At 64.3% G+C, this 17,794-nt stretch carries 16 protein-coding genes; 11 read left to right on the top strand and 5 right to left on the bottom strand.

Annotated features, from left to right (window positions below; translation table 11 throughout):
• The first annotated feature begins 77 nt into the window (after window positions 1-77).
• Together CAG31_RS06595 and CAG31_RS06590 are read left to right on the top strand one after the other, a co-directional pair.
• On the top strand, window positions 78-323 hold the full coding sequence (locus CAG31_RS06595) for a GlsB/YeaQ/YmgE family stress response membrane protein (RefSeq protein ID WP_085579109.1): 246 nt from the start codon (window positions 78-80) through the stop codon (window positions 321-323).
• Between the two features lie 99 nt (window positions 324-422).
• Window positions 423-959, top strand: a complete 537-nt coding sequence (locus tag CAG31_RS06590; protein ID WP_085579107.1) for a DUF3299 domain-containing protein — start codon at window positions 423-425, stop codon at window positions 957-959.
• Window positions 960-1,077: 118 nt separating this feature from the next.
• On the opposite strand, the gene CAG31_RS06585 is transcribed toward CAG31_RS06590, so the two are convergent.
• Together CAG31_RS06585 and CAG31_RS06580 are read right to left on the bottom strand one after the other, a co-directional pair.
• Complete coding sequence (locus CAG31_RS06585; RefSeq protein WP_085579105.1) at window positions 1,078-1,977, bottom strand: D-hexose-6-phosphate mutarotase; 900 nt, start codon at window positions 1,975-1,977, stop codon at window positions 1,078-1,080.
• A gap of 58 nt (window positions 1,978-2,035) precedes the next feature.
• On the bottom strand, window positions 2,036-2,440 hold the full coding sequence (locus CAG31_RS06580) for an acyl-CoA thioesterase (RefSeq protein ID WP_003229628.1): 405 nt from the start codon (window positions 2,438-2,440) through the stop codon (window positions 2,036-2,038).
• Between the two features lie 375 nt (window positions 2,441-2,815).
• Here CAG31_RS06580 and CAG31_RS06575 point away from each other — a divergent pair, with 375 nt between their 5' ends.
• The 8 genes from CAG31_RS06575 to CAG31_RS06540 all read left to right on the top strand — a co-directional run bounded on the left by CAG31_RS06575 (window position 2,816) and on the right by CAG31_RS06540 (window position 13,570).
• On the top strand, window positions 2,816-4,114 hold the full coding sequence (locus tag CAG31_RS06575) for an MFS transporter (protein ID WP_085579103.1): 1,299 nt from the start codon (window positions 2,816-2,818) through the stop codon (window positions 4,112-4,114).
• Window positions 4,115-4,288: 174 nt separating this feature from the next.
• Window positions 4,289-5,290 carry a phosphate ABC transporter substrate-binding protein PstS gene (locus CAG31_RS06570; protein ID WP_085579101.1) on the top strand — a complete coding sequence of 334 codons (1,002 nt, stop codon included), beginning with the start codon at window positions 4,289-4,291 and terminating at the stop codon, window positions 5,288-5,290.
• A gap of 423 nt (window positions 5,291-5,713) precedes the next feature.
• Window positions 5,714-7,747 carry an ABC transporter permease subunit gene (locus CAG31_RS06565; RefSeq protein WP_170929993.1) on the top strand — a complete coding sequence of 678 codons (2,034 nt, stop codon included), beginning with the start codon at window positions 5,714-5,716 and terminating at the stop codon, window positions 7,745-7,747.
• A gap of 15 nt (window positions 7,748-7,762) precedes the next feature.
• A complete protein-coding gene (pstA, locus tag CAG31_RS06560; RefSeq protein WP_085579097.1) occupies window positions 7,763-9,433 on the top strand; it encodes a phosphate ABC transporter permease PstA in 1,671 nt (556 codons plus the stop codon).
• 190 nt (window positions 9,434-9,623) lie between these two features.
• Window positions 9,624-10,457, top strand: a complete 834-nt coding sequence (gene pstB / locus CAG31_RS06555; protein WP_085579095.1) for a phosphate ABC transporter ATP-binding protein PstB — start codon at window positions 9,624-9,626, stop codon at window positions 10,455-10,457.
• 111 nt (window positions 10,458-10,568) lie between these two features.
• Window positions 10,569-11,330 (top strand): phosphate signaling complex protein PhoU, encoded by a 762-nt coding sequence (gene phoU, locus CAG31_RS06550; protein WP_085579093.1) that lies wholly within the window; start codon window positions 10,569-10,571, stop codon window positions 11,328-11,330.
• 166 nt (window positions 11,331-11,496) lie between these two features.
• Window positions 11,497-12,459 (top strand): response regulator, encoded by a 963-nt coding sequence (locus CAG31_RS06545; protein ID WP_085579091.1) that lies wholly within the window; start codon window positions 11,497-11,499, stop codon window positions 12,457-12,459.
• A 214-nt stretch (window positions 12,460-12,673) separates the two neighbouring features.
• Window positions 12,674-13,570 (top strand): M23 family metallopeptidase, encoded by an 897-nt coding sequence (locus CAG31_RS06540; RefSeq protein ID WP_085579089.1) that lies wholly within the window; start codon window positions 12,674-12,676, stop codon window positions 13,568-13,570.
• A gap of 60 nt (window positions 13,571-13,630) precedes the next feature.
• On the opposite strand, the gene CAG31_RS06535 is transcribed toward CAG31_RS06540, so the two are convergent.
• From CAG31_RS06535 to phoB, 3 genes are all read right to left on the bottom strand, one after another.
• Window positions 13,631-14,971 (bottom strand): hemolysin family protein, encoded by a 1,341-nt coding sequence (locus tag CAG31_RS06535; protein WP_085579087.1) that lies wholly within the window; start codon window positions 14,969-14,971, stop codon window positions 13,631-13,633.
• 112 nt (window positions 14,972-15,083) lie between these two features.
• Entirely contained in the window at window positions 15,084-16,370 is a 1,287-nt protein-coding gene (gene phoR / locus CAG31_RS06530) for a phosphate regulon sensor histidine kinase PhoR (RefSeq protein ID WP_256575516.1), read from the bottom strand.
• Between the two features lie 74 nt (window positions 16,371-16,444).
• Window positions 16,445-17,134: a phosphate regulon transcriptional regulator PhoB gene (phoB, locus tag CAG31_RS06525; RefSeq protein WP_085579082.1), complete on the bottom strand. Its 690-nt coding sequence runs from the start codon at window positions 17,132-17,134 to the stop codon at window positions 16,445-16,447.
• Between the two features lie 149 nt (window positions 17,135-17,283).
• On the opposite strand from phoB, the gene CAG31_RS06520 reads away from it, so the two are divergent.
• A complete protein-coding gene (locus CAG31_RS06520) occupies window positions 17,284-17,667 on the top strand; it encodes a hypothetical protein (RefSeq protein WP_085579080.1) in 384 nt (127 codons plus the stop codon).
• The last annotated feature ends 127 nt before the right edge of the window (window positions 17,668-17,794 follow it).

Genomic DNA, 17,794 nt, shown 5'->3' with positions numbered 1-17,794 from the left:
TTCGGGGGCCGCCGTTCTCTGATGGCAGGATGCCAAAGTCTGGCTAGGCTATAGCCAATCAATCAGAGGGAAATGCCATGGGAATTATCGGTACCATCTTCATCGGCCTGATCGTCGGCCTGCTGGCGCGGTTCCTCAAACCGGGTGACGACAGCATGGGCTGGATCATGACCATCCTGCTCGGTATCGGCGGTTCGCTGGCGGCCACCTACGGCGGCCAGGCCCTGGGCATTTACCACGCAGGCCAGGCCGCCGGCTTCTTCGGCGCGCTGGTCGGCGCGATCATCCTGCTGGTGATCTACGGCCTGATCAAAAAGAGCTGATCCAAAGCGACAAGGCCCTTCCCGCAGATCTTGGGGGAAGGGCCGCAATGCTCGGCGATCCGCGACTTCCTTTCACGAGCATTCTCAACGAGCCCCTTCATGCGTCGTCTCCTGTTGACTCTCATTTTGCTGGGCAGCGGTCTGGCCCACGCCGGCGAACTGCCGGAAACCGACTGGCTGGAACTGATGCCCAAGTCGGATCAGAAAGCCCTCGAAGCCATGCCCGAAATCGACCACAACTCCCCGGAGGCCAACGGCACCTTCACCCAGAAGGGCGGGATGAAGCAGGCCAAGGGCCTGCCGGCGGTGATGTACTCGACCAAGACCGTGGCGTCGATGAACGACAAGCGCATCCGCATCGGCGGTTATCCGGTGCCGCTGGAGTCGGACGCCAAGGGCCGCAGCACCCTGTTCTTCCTCGTGCCGTACCCGGGCGCCTGCATCCACGTGCCGCCACCGCCGCCCAATCAACTGGTGCTGGTGCGCTATCCCAAGGGGCTCAAGCTGGATGACATCTACACGCCGCTGTGGGTGACCGGCACGCTGAAGGTCGAGAAGGTCAGCAACGACCTGGCCGACGCGGCGTATGCGCTGGACGCGGACAAGGTGAAGGTAGTGCAGGAATCGGATCTCTGATCAGCCCGCCAAACCCTTGCAGGAGCCGACCTGCTGGCGATTGCGTCGTGTCAGTCGATTCATCAGTCAACTGACAGACCGCTTTCGCCGGCAGGCTGGCTCCCGCAAGCGGGGTGAATCAGAGAGGTTCGCTGCCGATGCTCACGGCCATGGTGTGGCTGGCGCCGGGCGCCAGGTTCACGATGTCGTCCATCACGTTCGCGGTCTCGATGCACAGCATGCGCTGCCAGCCGTCGTCGGCCATGTCGGCGAATGCGGCGGCGCGGTCGATCCACGGGTTCCAGATCACGGCGGTGCGCGAACCGGTGGCGTTCAGCACGGTGCGCCGTTCCCAGGCCGGGTCGTTGATGCTCAGTCGCGGCGGAACATTGAGGTAGATGCGGTCGGTTTCCCCGGCGAACTGCAGGTTGCCTTTCTGGGTGACGGTCTTCCAGTCGTCCAGGGTCTCGATGTAGCTGAGGCCGTCCACGCCTTCGACCTGCACGTCGCGCACGTCGCTGACCGCGAAGTACGTGTGCAGCGCCTGGCTCAGGCTGACGGTGTCGGCGCCGCGGTTGCGGCTGGTCAGGCCGATGTGCAGGCGGTCGTCCAGGCGCAGGGTCAGGGTCAGGTCCACCGGGTGTGGCCACTCGGCGAAACCGCCTTCGGGGCAGGGCAGGGTGAATTCGACCTTCAGGCTTTCGCCTTCGGCCTCGATGCCGCCCAGTTCCCAGTCCGTCGCCCGGACAAGCCCGTGGGCGGCGGCCGGTTCGGCGCCGGTGCGCATGGCCTGCACGCTCTGCGGGTTGCGCGCAAATACGCCGAACCACGGCCAGCACACCGGCACGCCGGCGCGGATGCTCTTGCCGGCCTTGAACGCGGCCTTGTCGTTGAGCCAGATCAGCGGCGGCTGGCCGTCGACCTGGTAACTGAGGATGTGCGCGCCTTGCTGGGCCACCAGCACTTCGGCACGGCCGTGGCGGATGCGCCAGCAGTTCAGTTCATCCAGTTTTACGGCTTCGACGTTGGGCGTGTTCATGAGACTGCTCTCGATCAGCGATTCGGGACGGTTATTGACCCGCCGGCGGCCGCAAGGTTTAGCGGGCGCGGGGCGGAACCGAACGGGTACGGCCGCTGCCGTCGATGGCGACGAACACGAACACCGCTTCGGTCACTTTACGCCACTCGCTGGACAACGGATCGTCGCTCCACACCTCGACCATCATCTGGATCGAGCTGCGGCCGATCTCCAGGGTCTGGGTATAGAAGGACAGTTGCGCGCCCACGGCCACCGGCACCAGGAACGCCATGCGGTCGATGGCCACGGTGGCCACCCGGCCGCCGGCGACACGGCTGGCCATCGCCGTGCCGGCCAGGTCCATCTGCGCCACCAGCCAGCCGCCGAAAATATCGCCGAAGCCGTTGGTTTCGCGGGGAAGCGCGGTGATTTGCAGGGCCAGGTCGCCTTGCGGGATCGGATCTTCTTGTTCGAGCTCTATCATGCCGAGGGTGCCTCTGACCCGTGACTCTTCGTTGGTGATGCGGGTGACGGCCGTCTTCAGGAAAAACGATTCAGCACCGAACATACTACGTTCGTCACGTTTTCCATAAGGCGCCTTTAGGGAAACTCTGCGAAACCGGCTGGCCCGGCACGGTCATGCGGCCAACGGCGTTTTCGCACAGCAACCCCCTACAAGCCGGGGCGAGGTTGCGAGTATATCGGTCGGTAGACTCCGCGACGACCGTCAGGTTCTCATTTCGCCCGCCAAATGCGCCCCTATGTGCTTTTTCGAACAATTTGCTATGGTGCCGAACCTGCCCGAGCCGCAGCCAGCGTTGCTGCGGCGGCAGATCCGACTATAAGAGAAGACCTTGCCATGACCACAGCGCCCTCGAGCCTCGCGCAGTCCGACCAGCCCGCACGACCCCTGACCCGCAACGACTACAAGACGCTGTCGCTGTCCGCCCTGGGCGGTGCGCTGGAGTTCTACGACTTCATCATCTTCGTCTTCTTCGCCACCGTGGTCGGCAAGCTGTTCTTCCCGGCGGACATGCCCGAGTGGCTGCGCCTGATGCAGACCTTCGGCATCTTCGCCGCCGGCTACCTGGCGCGGCCGCTGGGCGGGATCGTCATGGCGCACTTCGGCGACCTGCTTGGGCGCAAGAAGATGTTCACCCTGAGCATCTTCATGATGGCCGTGCCGACCCTGATCATGGGCCTGCTGCCGACCTACGCGCAGATCGGCCTGTGGGCGCCGATCCTCCTGCTGCTGATGCGGGTGATCCAGGGCGCAGCCATCGGCGGCGAGGTGCCGGGGGCATGGGTCTTCGTTTCCGAACACGTGCCCGACCGGCACATCGGCTACGCCTGCGGCACGCTGACCAGCGGCCTGACCGCCGGCATCCTGCTGGGCTCGCTGGTCGCCACGGCGATCAACAGCCTCTATACGCCGGAGCAAGTGGCGGATTACGCCTGGCGGATCCCGTTCCTGCTCGGCGGCGTGTTCGGCCTGTTCTCGGTCTACCTGCGCCGCTGGCTGCACGAGACGCCGGTGTTCGCCGAACTGCAGCTGCGCAAGGCCCTGGCCGAGGAAGTGCCGCTGCGGGCGGTGCTGCGCGACCACCGCGGGGCGATCCTGGTGTCGATGCTGCTGACCTGGCTGCTGTCCGCCGCCATCGTCGTGCTGATCCTGATGACCCCGACCGTGCTGCAGACCGTCTACCACTTCACGCCGACCGTTTCGCTGCAGGCCAACAGCCTGGCGATCGTGTTCCTGAGCGTGGGCTGCATCCTGGCCGGCGCGCTGGCCGACCGCTTCGGTGCCGGGCGCGTGTTCGTGTTCGGTTGCCTGGGCCTCCTGGCCAGTTCGTGGACCTTCTACCACAGCCTGGCGGACCATCCGGACTGGCTGTTCCCGTTCTATGCGCTGACCGGCCTTCTGGTCGGCACCATCGGCGCGGTGCCTTATGTGATGGTCAAGGCGTTTCCGCCGGTGGTGCGGTTCAGCGGCCTGTCCTTCTCCTATAACGTCGCCTACGCAATCTTCGGCGGCCTGACGCCGATGGTGGTCAGCCTGCTGCTCAAGGAGAGCGCAATGGGCCCGGCCTATTACGTGGCGGTGCTGTGCGGCATGGGGATCGTGGTGGGGGCGTGGCTCTGGAGCAAGGGCCGCTGATGTTTTGTCCGCTCCCCATCGAAAGGCGTTTCGGTGTGGGAGCCGGCCTGAAGCATTAAGTAAGACCTGGATGCTGGCCTTTCATCCAATTGTCATATTTCAGCCATAGAGTGTTCATACGGCCTGCCGATACTTGGCCCCGACTTAACACACCCTATCTGCTAGGAGTAAGGCATGAAACTGAAGCGTTTGATGGCGGCCATGACCTTTGTCGCCGCTGGCGTTGCGACCGCCAACGCGGTTGCCGCTGTTGACCCTGCTATCCCGAGCTACACCAAGACCACCGGTGTGTCGGGCAACCTGTCCAGCGTCGGTTCCGATACCCTGGCCAACCTCATGACCCTCTGGGCCGAGAACTACAAGAAAGAATACCCGAACGTAAACATCCAGATTCAGGCCGCCGGTTCCGCCACCGCGCCGCCCGCGCTGACCGAAGGCACCTCCAACCTGGGCCCGATGAGCCGCAAGATGAAGGACACCGAACTGGCTGCCTTCGAGCAGAAGTACGGCTACAAGCCGACCGCCATCCCGGTCGCCGTGGATGCCCTGGCCGTGTTCGTGCACAAGGACAACCCGATCCAGCACCTGACCATGGAACAGGTCGATGCGATCTTCTCGTCCACCCGCCTGTGCGGCGCCAAGACCGACGTGAAGACCTGGGGCGACCTGGGCGTGACCGGCGACCTGGCCAACAAGCCGGTGCAGCTGTTCGGCCGCAACTCGGTGTCCGGCACCTACGGCTACTTCAAGGAAGAGGCCCTGTGCAAAGGCGACTACAAGCCTAACGTCAACGAACAGCCTGGCTCGGCTTCGGTCGTGCAGTCGATCAGCTCCTCGCTGAACGGCATCGGCTACTCGGGGATCGGCTACAAGACCGCCAGCGTGAAGACCGTCGCCCTGTCGAAGAAAGGCAGCACCGACTACATCGAAGACAGCGAAGAAAACGCCCTGAACGGCAAGTACCCGCTGTCCCGCTTCCTGTACGTCTACGTCAACAAGGCCCCGAACAAGCCTCTGGCCCCGCTGGAAGCCGAGTTCGTGAAGCTGGTCCTGTCCAAGCAGGGTCAGGAAGTCGTGGTGAAGGACGGCTACATCCCGCTGCCGGCCAAAGTCGCCGCCAAAGCGCTGGCTGACCTGGGCCTGCAGGAAGGCGGCGCCGAAGTCGCAAAAAAGTAACAAACTGAGTCAGGGGGTGAACCCCGCCTGACTCCCGTGTGGGGCCCGGCCCGCAAGCGGCCCGGCCCCACACTCCCCGAATTCTTCTATCCACCGCCAGTGCCTGCTGGCGGCGGATTTGGTGCGTCACTGCATTGTCATCTTTCTGTCATACAGGATCGCTAGGGTGTGCGCATGAATGATCTGGCCAATTCCAAAATGACTACGAACCCTCCCAAGCGCATTGACTTCAATACGCCTGAGTTGCAACGCAAGCGCCGCATTCGTGCGCTCAAGGATCGCTTCACCCGTTGGTACGTCCTCGTCGGCGGCCTGGCGGTGCTGGCGGCGATCACCCTGATCTTCTTCTTCCTCGCCTATGTGGTCGCGCCCCTGTTCCAGGGCGCCAGCCTGACCGCGAAAGACACCTTGGCCCCGGCCTGGATGCAGGACGCCGGCAAGCCGCTGATGATCTCGCTGGAAGAGCAGAACCAGGTGGCCATGCGCGTTTCCGACAAGGGCCAGGCCCTGTTCTTCGACATCGACAGCGGCGCCGAGCTCAAGCGCGTCGATCTGCCGTTGCCCGCCGGCACTTCCGTGACCTCCATCGGCGAAGACCAGCCGGGCCATCCGCTGGTGGCCGTGGGCCTGTCCAACGGCCAGGCGCTGGTGTTCCGTCACACCTATAAGGTCAGCTACCCGGAAGGCAAGAAAACCATCACCCCGGCGATCGAGTACCCGTACGGCGAAGCGCCGATCGCGCTGAACGAGAGCGGCGGCGCGCTGGAGCACGTCAGCCTCAACGCCAACGATTCGACCCTGCTGCTGGCCGGTTCCACCGGTGCGCAGCTGCACGTGCTGGCGCTGACCAGCGAAGAAAACATGATGACCGGCGAAGTCACCAACGAGCAGAAGCGCATCGATCTGCCGCAGATGACTGAGCCTGTGAAGAACATCTTCGTCGACCCGCGCCAGCAGTGGCTGTACGTGGTCAACGGCCGGGCTCAGGCCGACGTGTTCAGCCTGCGCGACAAGAGCCTCAACGGCCGCTACAAACTGCTGGAGGACGGCGAAGCGCAGGTCACCGCCGCCACCCAGCTGGTGGGCGGCATCTCGCTGATCGTCGGTGACTCCAAGGGCGGCCTGGCCCAGTGGTTCATGGCCCGCGACACCGACGGCGAGCAGCGCCTGAAGCAGATCCGCACCTTCCAGATGGGCAAGGCGCCGATCGTGGAAATCGGTGCCGAAGAGCGCCGCAAGGGCTTCGCCGCCCTCGACGCCAGCGGCAAGCTCGGCGTGTTCCACAGCACCGCGCACCGCACCCTGCTGGTCGATCAGGTGGTCGAGGGCCAAGGCCTGTTCGGCCTGTCGCCGCGGGCCAACCGCGTGATCGTCGAGGCCGGCGGCAAGCTGCAGCCGCTGCTGCTCGACAACCCGCACCCGGAAGTGTCGTGGAGCGCGCTGTGGAGCAAGGTCTGGTACGAGAACTACGACGAGCCCAAGTACGTCTGGCAGTCGACCGCCGCCAACACCGACTTCGAACCGAAGCTGAGCCTGTCGCCGCTGACCTTCGGCACCCTGAAGGCCGCCTTCTACGCCATGCTGCTGGCCGCGCCGCTGGCCATCGCCGCCGCGATCTACACCGCCTACTTCATGGCCCCGGGCATGCGCCGCAAGGTTAAGCCGGTGATCGAGCTGATGGAAGCGATGCCGACGGTGATCCTCGGCTTCTTCGCCGGCCTGTTCCTGGCGCCGTATGTGGAAGGGCACCTGCCGGGCATCTTCAGCCTGCTGATGCTGCTGCCGATCGGCATCCTGATCGCCGGCTTCACCTTCAGCCGCCTGCCCGAATCGGTCCGCCTGAAGATCCCGGACGGCTGGGAAAGCGCGCTGCTGATCCCGGTGATCCTGTTCGTGGGCTGGCTGTCGTTGTACATGAGCCCGTACATGGAGAACTGGTTCTTCGGCGGCGACATGCGCCTGTGGATCTCCCACGACCTGGGCATCACCTACGACCAGCGCAACGCCTTGGTGGTCGGCCTGGCCATGGGCTTCGCGGTGATCCCGAACATCTACTCCATCGCCGAAGACGCCGTGTTCAGCGTGCCGCGCGGCCTGACCCTGGGCTCGCTGGCCCTGGGCGCCACGCCGTGGCAGACCATGACCCGCGTGGTGATCCTCACCGCCAGCCCGGGCATCTTCTCGGCGCTGATGATCGGCATGGGCCGTGCGGTGGGCGAGACCATGATCGTGCTGATGGCCACCGGCAACACCCCGGTCATGGAAATGAACCTGTTCGAAGGCCTGCGCACCCTGGCGGCCAACGTCGCGGTGGAAATGCCCGAGTCGGAAGTCGGCGGCAGCCACTACCGCGTGCTGTTCCTCTCGGCGCTGGTGCTGCTGCTGTTCACCTTCGTCATGAACACCCTCGCGGAACTGATTCGTCAGCGTCTGCGCAAGAAATACTCGTCGCTTTAAGAAAGGTAGAAGTCTGTGAAACAGAACTCCCTGAAAGGATGGTTCAAGAGCGGCGCCCCGGGCGTCTGGATCAGCGGTGGCGCGGTGTCCATCGCGGTCATCATGACCATTGGCCTGCTGGCGGTGATCGCCGTGCGCGGCCTGGGTCACTTCTGGCCGGCGGACCTGCTCCACGCCAGCTACGACGTGCCGGGCCAGGGCAAGCACCTGGTCATCGGCGAAGTGGTGCAGAAGGAAGAAGTACCCCGCGCCCGCCTCAAGAGCGCCGGCCTGCCGGTGCCGGACGAAGGCCCGGAGTTCATGACCCGTGAGCTGATCAAGGTCGGCAACCGTGACCTGAACGGCAACGACTTCACCTGGACCGTCGGCGAGTGGCTGAACGACCAGACCAAGCCGGTCGAGCTGATGGCCGTCGAGCGCCGCGAGTGGGGCAACTTCTACGGCTACCTGGTCAACGTCAAGCAGGACGGCAAGGTCATCGCCGAAGGCGAAGCCGCCTGGCCCGAACTGCAGGCGCGGATCGACCGGGTGAACAAGCTCGCCGCCCAGCTCAAGACCCTGGAGAAGGTCGACATCGGCGCGATCAACGCCGGCCTCGAACGCATCCGCCTGCACGGCCGCAAGCTGGAGCTCGAAGGCAAGCTCGACCCGGCCGCGCAAGCGGACATGGACGCCGAGCGCGCCGAGCTGAACGCCCGTTACCAGGAGGTCGAGGCGCGGCTGTCCGACCTGCACGCGCAGTTCAACCGCGACGCCCTGACCGCCCGCGACGCCAACGGCAAGGAAGTCGAGATCGGCCTGGGCAAGGTGGTTCATGCCTACCAGCCGAACGCCATGGGCACCTTCACCAAGGTCGGCTTCTACTTCAGCAAGGTCTGGGAATTCCTGTCGGACGACCCCCGTGAAGCGAACACCGAAGGCGGGATTTTCCCGGCCATCTTCGGCACCGTGATGATGACCCTGATCATGGCGATGATCGTGACCCCGTTCGGCGTGCTGGCGGCGGTGTACCTGCGCGAATACGCCAAGCAGAACACCCTGACCCGGGTCATCCGCATCGCGGTGAACAACCTGGCGGGCGTTCCGGCGATCGTCTACGGCGTGTTCGGCCTGGGCTTCTTCGTCTACGTGCTGGGCGGCTCCCTCGACCGGTTGTTCTTCCCCGAGGCGCTGCCGGCGCCGACCTTCGGCACGCCGGGCCTGCTCTGGGCCTCCCTGACCCTGGCGCTGCTGGCGGTGCCGGTGGTGATCGTGGCCACCGAAGAAGGCCTGGCGCGGATCCCGCGCACCGTGCGCGAGGGCTCGCTGGCCCTGGGCGCGACCAAGGCCGAGACCCTGTGGAAGATTGTCCTGCCGATGGCCAGCCCGGCGATGATGACCGGCATGATCCTCGCTGTGGCCCGGGCCGCCGGCGAAGTGGCGCCGCTGATGCTGGTGGGCGTGGTGAAACTGGCGCCGTCGCTGCCGGTGGACGGCAACTACCCGTACCTGCACCTGGATCAGAAAATCATGCACCTGGGCTTCCACATCTACGACGTCGGCTTCCAGAGCCCGAACGTCGAGGCCGCGCGGCCGCTGGTGTACGCCACGGCGCTGCTGCTGGTGCTGGTGATCGCGGTGCTCAACCTGTCGGCGGTGTGGATCCGTAACCACCTGCGCGAAAAATACAAAGCACTGGACAGCTAAGGCCGGCACAAATCCTGTGGGAGCTGGCTCGCCAGCGATGGCATCGCGGCGGTGCCAGCGTCAGACCGAGTCGTCTGCATCGCTGGCAAGCCAGCTCCCACAAGGATCGGCGCCCGCCACAGATTTTGCGAAACCCATTGGCCAGGCCAGTGGCATACAGAACCGAATTTGTTAGCACAGGGGACCTCCCATGCAGCACGAAACACATACCCACGGCATCAACATGTCCGCCCTGGGCCGCGACAAGCAGAGCCTGAACCTGGAACAGGAAACCGTCGCCATCGAAGTGCCGGGCCTGAGCCTGTTCTACGGCGAGAAACAAGCGCTGTACGACGTCAGCATGAACATCCCGAAACAGCGCGTGACCGCCTTCATCGGCCCGTCCGGCTGCGGCAAGTCCACGCTGCTGCGCACTTTCAACCGCATGAACGACCTGGTGGACGGCTGCCGCGTCGAAGGCGCGATCAACCTGTACGGCAACAACATCTACCGCAAGGGCGAAGACGTGGCCGAGCTGCGCCGCCGGGTCGGCATGGTGTTCCAGAAGCCCAACCCGTTCCCCAAGACCATCTACGAGAACGTGGTCTACGGCCTGCGCATCCAGGGCATCAACAAGAAGCGTGTGCTCGACGAAGCCGTCGAGTGGGCGTTGAAGGGTGCGGCCCTGTGGGACGAAGTGAAGGACCGTCTGCATGACTCGGCGCTCGGCCTGTCCGGCGGCCAGCAGCAGCGTCTGGTGATCGCCCGCACCATCGCCGTGGAGCCTGAAGTGCTGCTGCTCGACGAACCGTGCTCGGCCCTCGACCCGATCTCGACCCTGAAGGTCGAAGAGCTGATCTATGAACTGAAGTCCAAGTTCACCATCGTCATCGTGACCCACAACATGCAGCAGGCCGCGCGGGTGTCCGACTACACGGCGTTCATGTACATGGGCAAACTGGTGGAGTTCGGCGACACCGACACCCTGTTCACCAATCCGGCGAAGAAGCAGACCGAAGACTACATCACCGGCCGGTACGGCTAGTTCGCAGCTGCGAGCCGCACGTTTCAAGCGGCAAGTAAGGGCGGACCGAGTAAAAAACGAAACAGCTTGCGGCTTGTAGCTTGCGGCTCACAGCTTTTGCGGAGCAAAACCATGATTTCGAAGGAAGGTTTAACCCATCACATTTCCGCGCAGTTCAACGCCGAACTGGAAGAAGTGCGCAGCCACCTGCTGGCCATGGGCGGGCTGGTCGAGAAGCAGGTCAACGACGCGGTCACCGCGCTGATCGAGGCCGACTCGGGCCTGGCCCAGCAGGTGCGCGAGATCGACGACCAGATCAACCAGATGGAACGCAACATCGACGAGGAATGCCTGCGCATCCTGGCCCGCCGCCAGCCGGCGGCTTCTGACCTGCGCTTGATCATCAGCATCTCCAAGTCGGTGATCGACCTTGAGCGCATCGGCGACGAAGCGACCAAGATCGCCCGCCGCGCGATCCAGCTGTGCGAAGAAGGCGAGGCGCCGCGCGGTTACGTCGAAGTGCGCCACATCGGCGATCAGGTGCGCAACATGGTGCGCGACGCGCTGGACGCGTTCGCCCGGTTCGACGCCGACCTGGCGCTGTCCGTGGCGCAGTACGACAAGATCATCGACCGCGAGTACAAGACCGCCCTGCGCGAGCTGGCGACCTACATGATGGAAGACCCGCGCTCTATCTCGCGGGTTCTGAGCATCATCTGGGTGCTGCGTTCGTTGGAGCGGATCGGCGACCACGCGCGCAACATCTCGGAGCTGGTGATCTACCTGGTGCGCGGCACCGATGTGCGCCACATGGGCCTCAAGCGCATGAAGGAAGAAGTTGAAGGCACAAGCGGCGAAACCGCTAATGTTCCGGACGAAGCTGACGATAAGTAAGATTGCCCAAGAAGCACGCCCGGTCCTTTGGCCGGGCGTTTTCGTTTGGGGCGCGAATCGAAAAAGCAGCACCCGCGAACGAAAAGTCCCGGCGTGACTGAAAAGTTTTGGCAAAGTGCCATCATTCAAGCGTTATGCTTGCCGGGATTTTTTTTAGGGGTGTTGGATGAGCAAGATCAGTGTGTTGGTCGTGGACGATGCATCGTTCATTCGTGACCTGGTGAAAAAGTGCCTGCGCAATTACTTCCCGGGGATTCGCACCGAGGACGCCATCAACGGGCGCAAGGCCCAGGCCATGCTGGCCAAGGAAGCTTTCGACCTGGTGCTGTGCGACTGGGAAATGCCGGAGATGTCGGGCCTTGAGCTGCTGAGTTGGTGCCGTGAGCAGGACAACCTCAAGACCATGCCGTTCATCATGGTCACCAGCCGCGGCGACAAAGAGAACGTGGTGCAGGCGATCCAGGCCGGCGTCACCGGCTACGTCAGCAAGCCGTTCACCAACGAGCAGCTGCTGACCAAGGTCAAGCAGGCGCTGAACAAGGTCGGCAAGCTCGACACCCTGATGAACAGCGCGCCGACCAAGATGAACTCGGCGTTCGGCAACGACTCCCTGAGTGCCCTGACCGGCGGCAAGCCGGCCGTGGTCGGCGGCGCCCCGGCCGCGGCGCCTGCGGTCAACCCGTTCGCCAAGCCTGCCGCTGCGCCGGCACCGGCCGCCGCTGCGCCGTCCCGTGGCCTGCTCAACAACGCTCCTGCGCCCAAGGCACCGGCCGCTGCGCCGGCACCGGCCAGCGGCCGCGGCCAGGGCCAACTGCGCCTGCCGAGCGGCACCCAGCAGTGCGTGATCAAGGCCCTGAGCATCAAGGAAGCGCTGTTGGTGGTCAAACGCACCGACAACCTGCCGCAGATCCTCGACAGCGCCGTGCTCGACCTGGAGCAGGGCGAGAACGCCGAAACCGCGCGCCTCAACGGTTACCTGCACGCCGTCGTCGCCCACGAGCCGAAGCCTGACAGCGACTGGCTGCAACTGACCTTCCGCTTCGTCGACCAGGACGCGCAGAAGCTCGACTACCTTTCGCGCCTGATCGCCCGCGGCACGGCGCAGAAACACTTCGTTCCAGGCGCCTGACCGCCAGGCAGTGGCTGGCGCCATCGCCAGCAGGCTGGCTCCCGCAGGGGAGCTGCACCACAGAACCCCTGTGGGAGCCAGCCTGCTCGCGATGGCGTCATCGAAAGCGCCGCCCATCTCCCCCCTGTGCCACATTTGAAACATCTGTCGGCTAGCCTGGTCTGTCTCAGCTGCTAGGCTCACTTCCAGGCCTTCCTCGACAGAACGTTCGCCCATGCCCCTGCGCCTGCTGTTTTTCTGTGGTCTGTTCATGGCCTCCACCTCGACCGTGGCCATGACGATCTACAAGTCCACCGATGCCAACGGAGTGGTTTCGTACAGCGACCGTCCGAGCAAAGGCTCCCAGGTGTTCGTCTTCCAGGACCGGATGGTCGAGCGCCTGGAGCGCCAGGTGTACCTGGACATCAAGAAGCAGAAGGGCGTGGACGTGGTGTTCGTGCGCAACGACCTGTATGCGCCGGTGGAAGTGGCACTGGCGTTCACCGGGATGAGCAACGTGCGTGGCGCCCCGGCGCAAACGATCCGCCGGGTGCTGCCGGCGCGCAGCAATACCCGGTTGGCGTTGCTGACGGCGGTGTCCGGCGGCAAGCCGCTGGTGTACACGCCGATGTTCCACTATTCCCTGGGCGACCCCGCTGGCGCAGCGCAGAGCTATCGGTATCCGTTTCCCTGGCGCGGCGGGCCGTTCCGCTTAAGCCAAGGTGCCAATGGCGACTACAGCCACTTCGGGCCGAAGAACAGATACGCCATGGACATCGCCATGCCGGTGGGGACGCCGATCATCGCGGCGCGGGCGGGTGTGGTGGTGAAGACCGAGAATTCCCAGAACGGGCGCGGCACCGACCCGTCCGGCAACTTTGTGCGGATCCTGCACGATGACGGCACCATGGGCGTGTACCTGCACCTCAAGCAAAATTCCGTGAGCGTGAAGGAAGGGCAGCGCGTGACGGTGGGCAGCCCTCTGGGACTCTCGGGCAATACCGGCAACAGCAGCGGCCCGCACCTGCACTTCGTGGTGCAGCGCAATACGGGCGAGGGGTTGGTGTCGATTCCCTATCAATTCAAGCAGCCACTGGGGGCGCTGCCCAACTTTGCGCTGGGCAAGCAGTGAAAGCAGCACTCCTGCACTGAACCTGCAGGAGTGGGATCGGCTCGCCCCCCGGCCAGCCCGTCAATCGAGCATCAGCACCTTGGCCAGGATGATCTTCGGCCCCTTCATCTTCTTGATGATGATCCGCAGGCCTTCCACCTCCAGCACCTCTTCCTCTTCCGGCACCCGCTTGAGGGTTTCGTAGATCAGGCCGGCCAGGGTTTCCGCCTCGATGTGGTCAAGGTCGATGCCCAGCAGGCGCTCGACCTTGAACAGCGGCGTGTCGCCGCGCACCAGCAGCTTGCCCGGCTGGTAGGCGAGGATGCCGCGCTCGGCCTTGCGGTGTTCGTCCTGGATGTCGCCCACCAGCACTTCCAGCACGTCCTCCATGGTCAGGTAGCCGATGATGTTGCCGTCGGCCTCCTCGACCACGGCGAAGTGCGAGCCGCCCTTGCGGAACTGCTCCAGCAGCTGGGACAGCGGCATGTGCCGCGACACCCGCTCCAGCGGACGGGTCAGCTCGGCGAGGTTGAACGACTCCGGAATGTGGTCCAGGGCCGCCAGCTCCAGCAGCAGGTCCTTGATGTGCAGCAGGCCGACGAACTCCTGGCGCTCGCTGTCGTATACCGGGTAGCGGCTGAACTTGTGGCGGCGGAACAGCGCGAGGATTTCCTTGAGCGGGGCGTTGAACTCCAGGGTGATCAGGTCTTCGCGGGAGTTGGCCCAGTCGACCACTTCCAGCTCGCCCATCTCCACCGCCGACGCCAGCACGCGCATGCCCTGGTCGCTCGGATCCTGGCCACGGCTGGAGTGCAGGATCAGCTTCAGTTCTTCGCGGCTGTAGTGATGCTCATGGTGCGGGCCGGGCTCGCCCTGGCCGGCGATGCGCAGGATGGCGTTGGCGCTGGCGTTGAGCAGGTAGATCGCCGGGTACATGGCCCAGTAGAACAGGTACAGCGGCACCGCCGTCCACAGCGACAGCAACTCGGGCTTGCGGATCGCCCAGGACTTGGGCGCCAGTTCGCCGACCACGATGTGCAGGTAGGAAATGATGAAGAACGCGGTGAAGAACGAGATCGCCTTGACGACCTCGGCCGACTGCACGCCGACGGCGCTGAGCACCGGCTCCAGCAGGTGCGCGAACGCCGGCTCGCCGACCCAGCCCAGGCCCAGGGAGGCGAGGGTGATGCCCAGCTGGCAGGCCGAGAGGTAGGCGTCGAGCTGACTGTGCACGGTGCGCAGGATGTGGCCGCGCCAGCCGTGCTGCTCGGCGATGGCCTCGACCCGGGTCGAGCGCAGCTTGACCATGGCGAACTCCGCCGCAACGAAGAAGCCGTTGAGCAGGACCAGGATCAGAGCGAAGAGAATCATGCCGAAGTCGGCGAAAATGGTTGCGAGGGACAAGCCAGGGGAAGGGTCCATGATGGAGTTTTGCGGGTTCCGTGTGATTCGAAAAATGAGAAGGAGCGCACCTGAAAGGGCAGGCGCAAGTCAGCCAATGTAGCGGCTGACCGGGCGATTGCCTAGTGCGGGCTTACTCGGCGGCGCTGACGGCGCGCGAACGCACCATCTGGGCCGGGGCGAAATGGCAGGTGAACGTGCTGCCGTGGCCGGGCACGCTGCTGATCTCCATGCGGGCGCGGTGGCGCAGCAGCACGTGCTTGACGATGGCCAGGCCCAGGCCGGTGCCGCCGGTGTTGGAGTTGCGGCTGGAGTCGACGCGGTAGAAGCGTTCGGTCAGGCGCGGCAGGTGCTTGTTGTCGATGCCGATCCCGGAATCCTGCACGCTCAGGTGGGCGCCTTGCTCGTCGCCCCACCAGCGGATGCGGATGCTGCCTTCGGCCGGGGTGTACTTCACGGCGTTGAACACCAGGTTGGAGAAGGCGCTGCGCAGTTCCGCCTCGCTGCCCTTGAGCAGGATCCCGCCGTCGGCCTCCAGGCTGATGCGCTGGTTCTTGCTGCCGGACAACTGGTGCGCATCGCTCTTGATCGATTGAAGCAATGCATCGATCAGCACCGGGTGATTGTCGGACGGGTAGTCCGTGGCTTCCAGCTTGGCCAGCAGCAACAGATCGTTGAGCAGGGTCTGCATGCGTCCGCCCTGTTGCTGCATCTGCTGCAGGGCACGGCCCCAGCGCGGGTTCACTTCCTCGACGTTGTCGAGCAGGGTCTCCAGGTAGCCGCAGATCACCGTCAGCGGCGTGCGCAGTTCGTGGGAAACGTTGGCGATGAAGTCCTTGCGCATCTGTTCCAGCTGGTGGATGCGGGTGACGTCGCGCACCAGCATCAGGTGCTCGTTGTTGCCGTAGCGGGTGATGTACAGCTGGATGCGCAGGCGGTCGTTGGTCGGCGAGGGGATTTCCAGCGGTTCGGCATAGCTGTCCTGCTCGAAGTATTCCTTGAAGCGCGGATGGCGCACCAGGTTGGTCACCGGTTGGCCGCTGTCCTGCGGGGTCTTGAGGCCGAGCAGGGTCTCGGCGGCGCGGTTCCACCACTCAAGGTTGCCTTCGCTGTCGAGCATGACCACCGCATCCTTAAGGGCGGCGGTGGATTCCTGGACGCGGTCGATCACCGCTTGCAGGCGTCCGCGCACTCGTTGGTCGCGGCGTTGCAGGTGGTAGATGCTGTCGAACACCTCGCCCCACAGGCCGTAACCGTCGGGCGGCGCTTCGTCGGGTTGGTGCAGGCGCAGCCATTCGTGCAGGCGCAGCAACTGCTTGAGCGTCCAGGCCAGGTACAGCCCCAGGCCCGCGGCGAGGCTCCAGCCGTAGTGACCGGTGATCAGGCCGATCACCAGGCAGGCGGTGACCAGCAACAGCATGTGGCGAATCAGGGTGCCATGCCAGTTTTGGTTCACGGGAAATGCGGTCCTTGTCTGCTTGGCTGGCGCCGGGCTCAGGCTTTGGTGGAAAACCGGTAGCCGGTGCCGCGCACGGTTTGCACCAGATTTTCATAGGCGTCGCCGAGGGCCTTGCGCAGGCGCCGGATGTGCACGTCGACGGTGCGCTCCTCGACATAGACGTTGCCGCCCCAGACCTGGTCCAGCAATTGCCCGCGGGTGTAGGCGCGTTCCTGGTGGGTCATGAAGAACTGCAGCAGGCGGTATTCGGTGGGGCCCATTTCGGCCGGGCGGCCGTCGATGGTCACGCGGTGGCTGATCGGGTCGAGCAACAGGCCGCCGACCTCGATCGGCGCTTCGCCGTCGGTGGGGCCTGCGCGGCGCAGCACGGCCTTCAGTCGCGCCACCAGCTCGCGGGGGGAGAACGGCTTGGTGATGTAGTCGTCGGCGCCGACTTCCAGGCCCTGGATCTTGTTGTCCTCTTCGCCCTTGGCGGTGAGCATGATGATCGGGATGTCGCCGGTCAGCTCGTCGCGCTTGAGGCGCCGCGCCAGTTCGATGCCGGAGGTGCCGGGCAGCATCCAGTCGAGCAGGATCAGATCCGGCTTGCGGTCGACGATGATGGCGTGGGCCTGCTGCGAGTTCTCGGCTTCAAGGCAGTCGTAGCCGGCCATTTCCAACGCCACGGCGATCATCTCGCGGATGGGCGCTTCGTCGTCGACGATCAGAATGTTCCTGCCAACCATGCCTTAATCCTCTTGTCATTTAACTGTCGTGCGCCGCATTAGATAACGGAATTATTGCAGTCGTGTGACAGTATTCGGCGCCCGGCGATTGTGCAAATCCTGGACTAAGCTCTGAGTTCGAATCCTGACAACCACAAAAGAAGGTTTCCATGACTCAGACGACTGTTTCTTTCAAGGCCCTGCTGATGGCCGCCGCACTCGCACTGCCTGGCCTTGCCCTGGCGGCCGAGCCGGCCATGATGAAGGACGGCATGATGGTCGACCACAAAGGCATGACCGTCTACACGTTCGACAAGGACGCCGGCGGCAAGTCGATGTGCAATGACAAATGCGCTGAGAACTGGCCGCCGATGATGGCGCCGGCAGGCGCGAAGGCAGAAGGCAAATGGACGGTGATCAAGCGCGACGACGGCAAGATGCAGTACGCCTACGACGGCAAGCCGCTGTATACGTTCAAGATGGATCAGAAGGCGGGTGACATGATGGGCGACGGCAAGATGGACGCATGGCACGTCGTGCGCGAGCACAAGTGATCGCTTGATCCCTTTCGCGTTTTGACCCTGTGGGAGCGGGCTTGCCCGCGAAGGCGCCAGGTCAGTCGACAGATCCGCTGACTGACCTGGCACTGCCATCGCGAGCAGGCTCGCTCTCACAACGGTT

This window comes from Pseudomonas sp. R25(2017) (assembly GCF_002112565.1).
Taxonomy (GTDB): Bacteria; Pseudomonadota; Gammaproteobacteria; order Pseudomonadales; family Pseudomonadaceae; genus Aquipseudomonas; species Aquipseudomonas ekonensis.
Note: the sequence above shows the minus strand (reverse complement) of the source record. Positions and strands in the feature narration are given on the sequence as shown.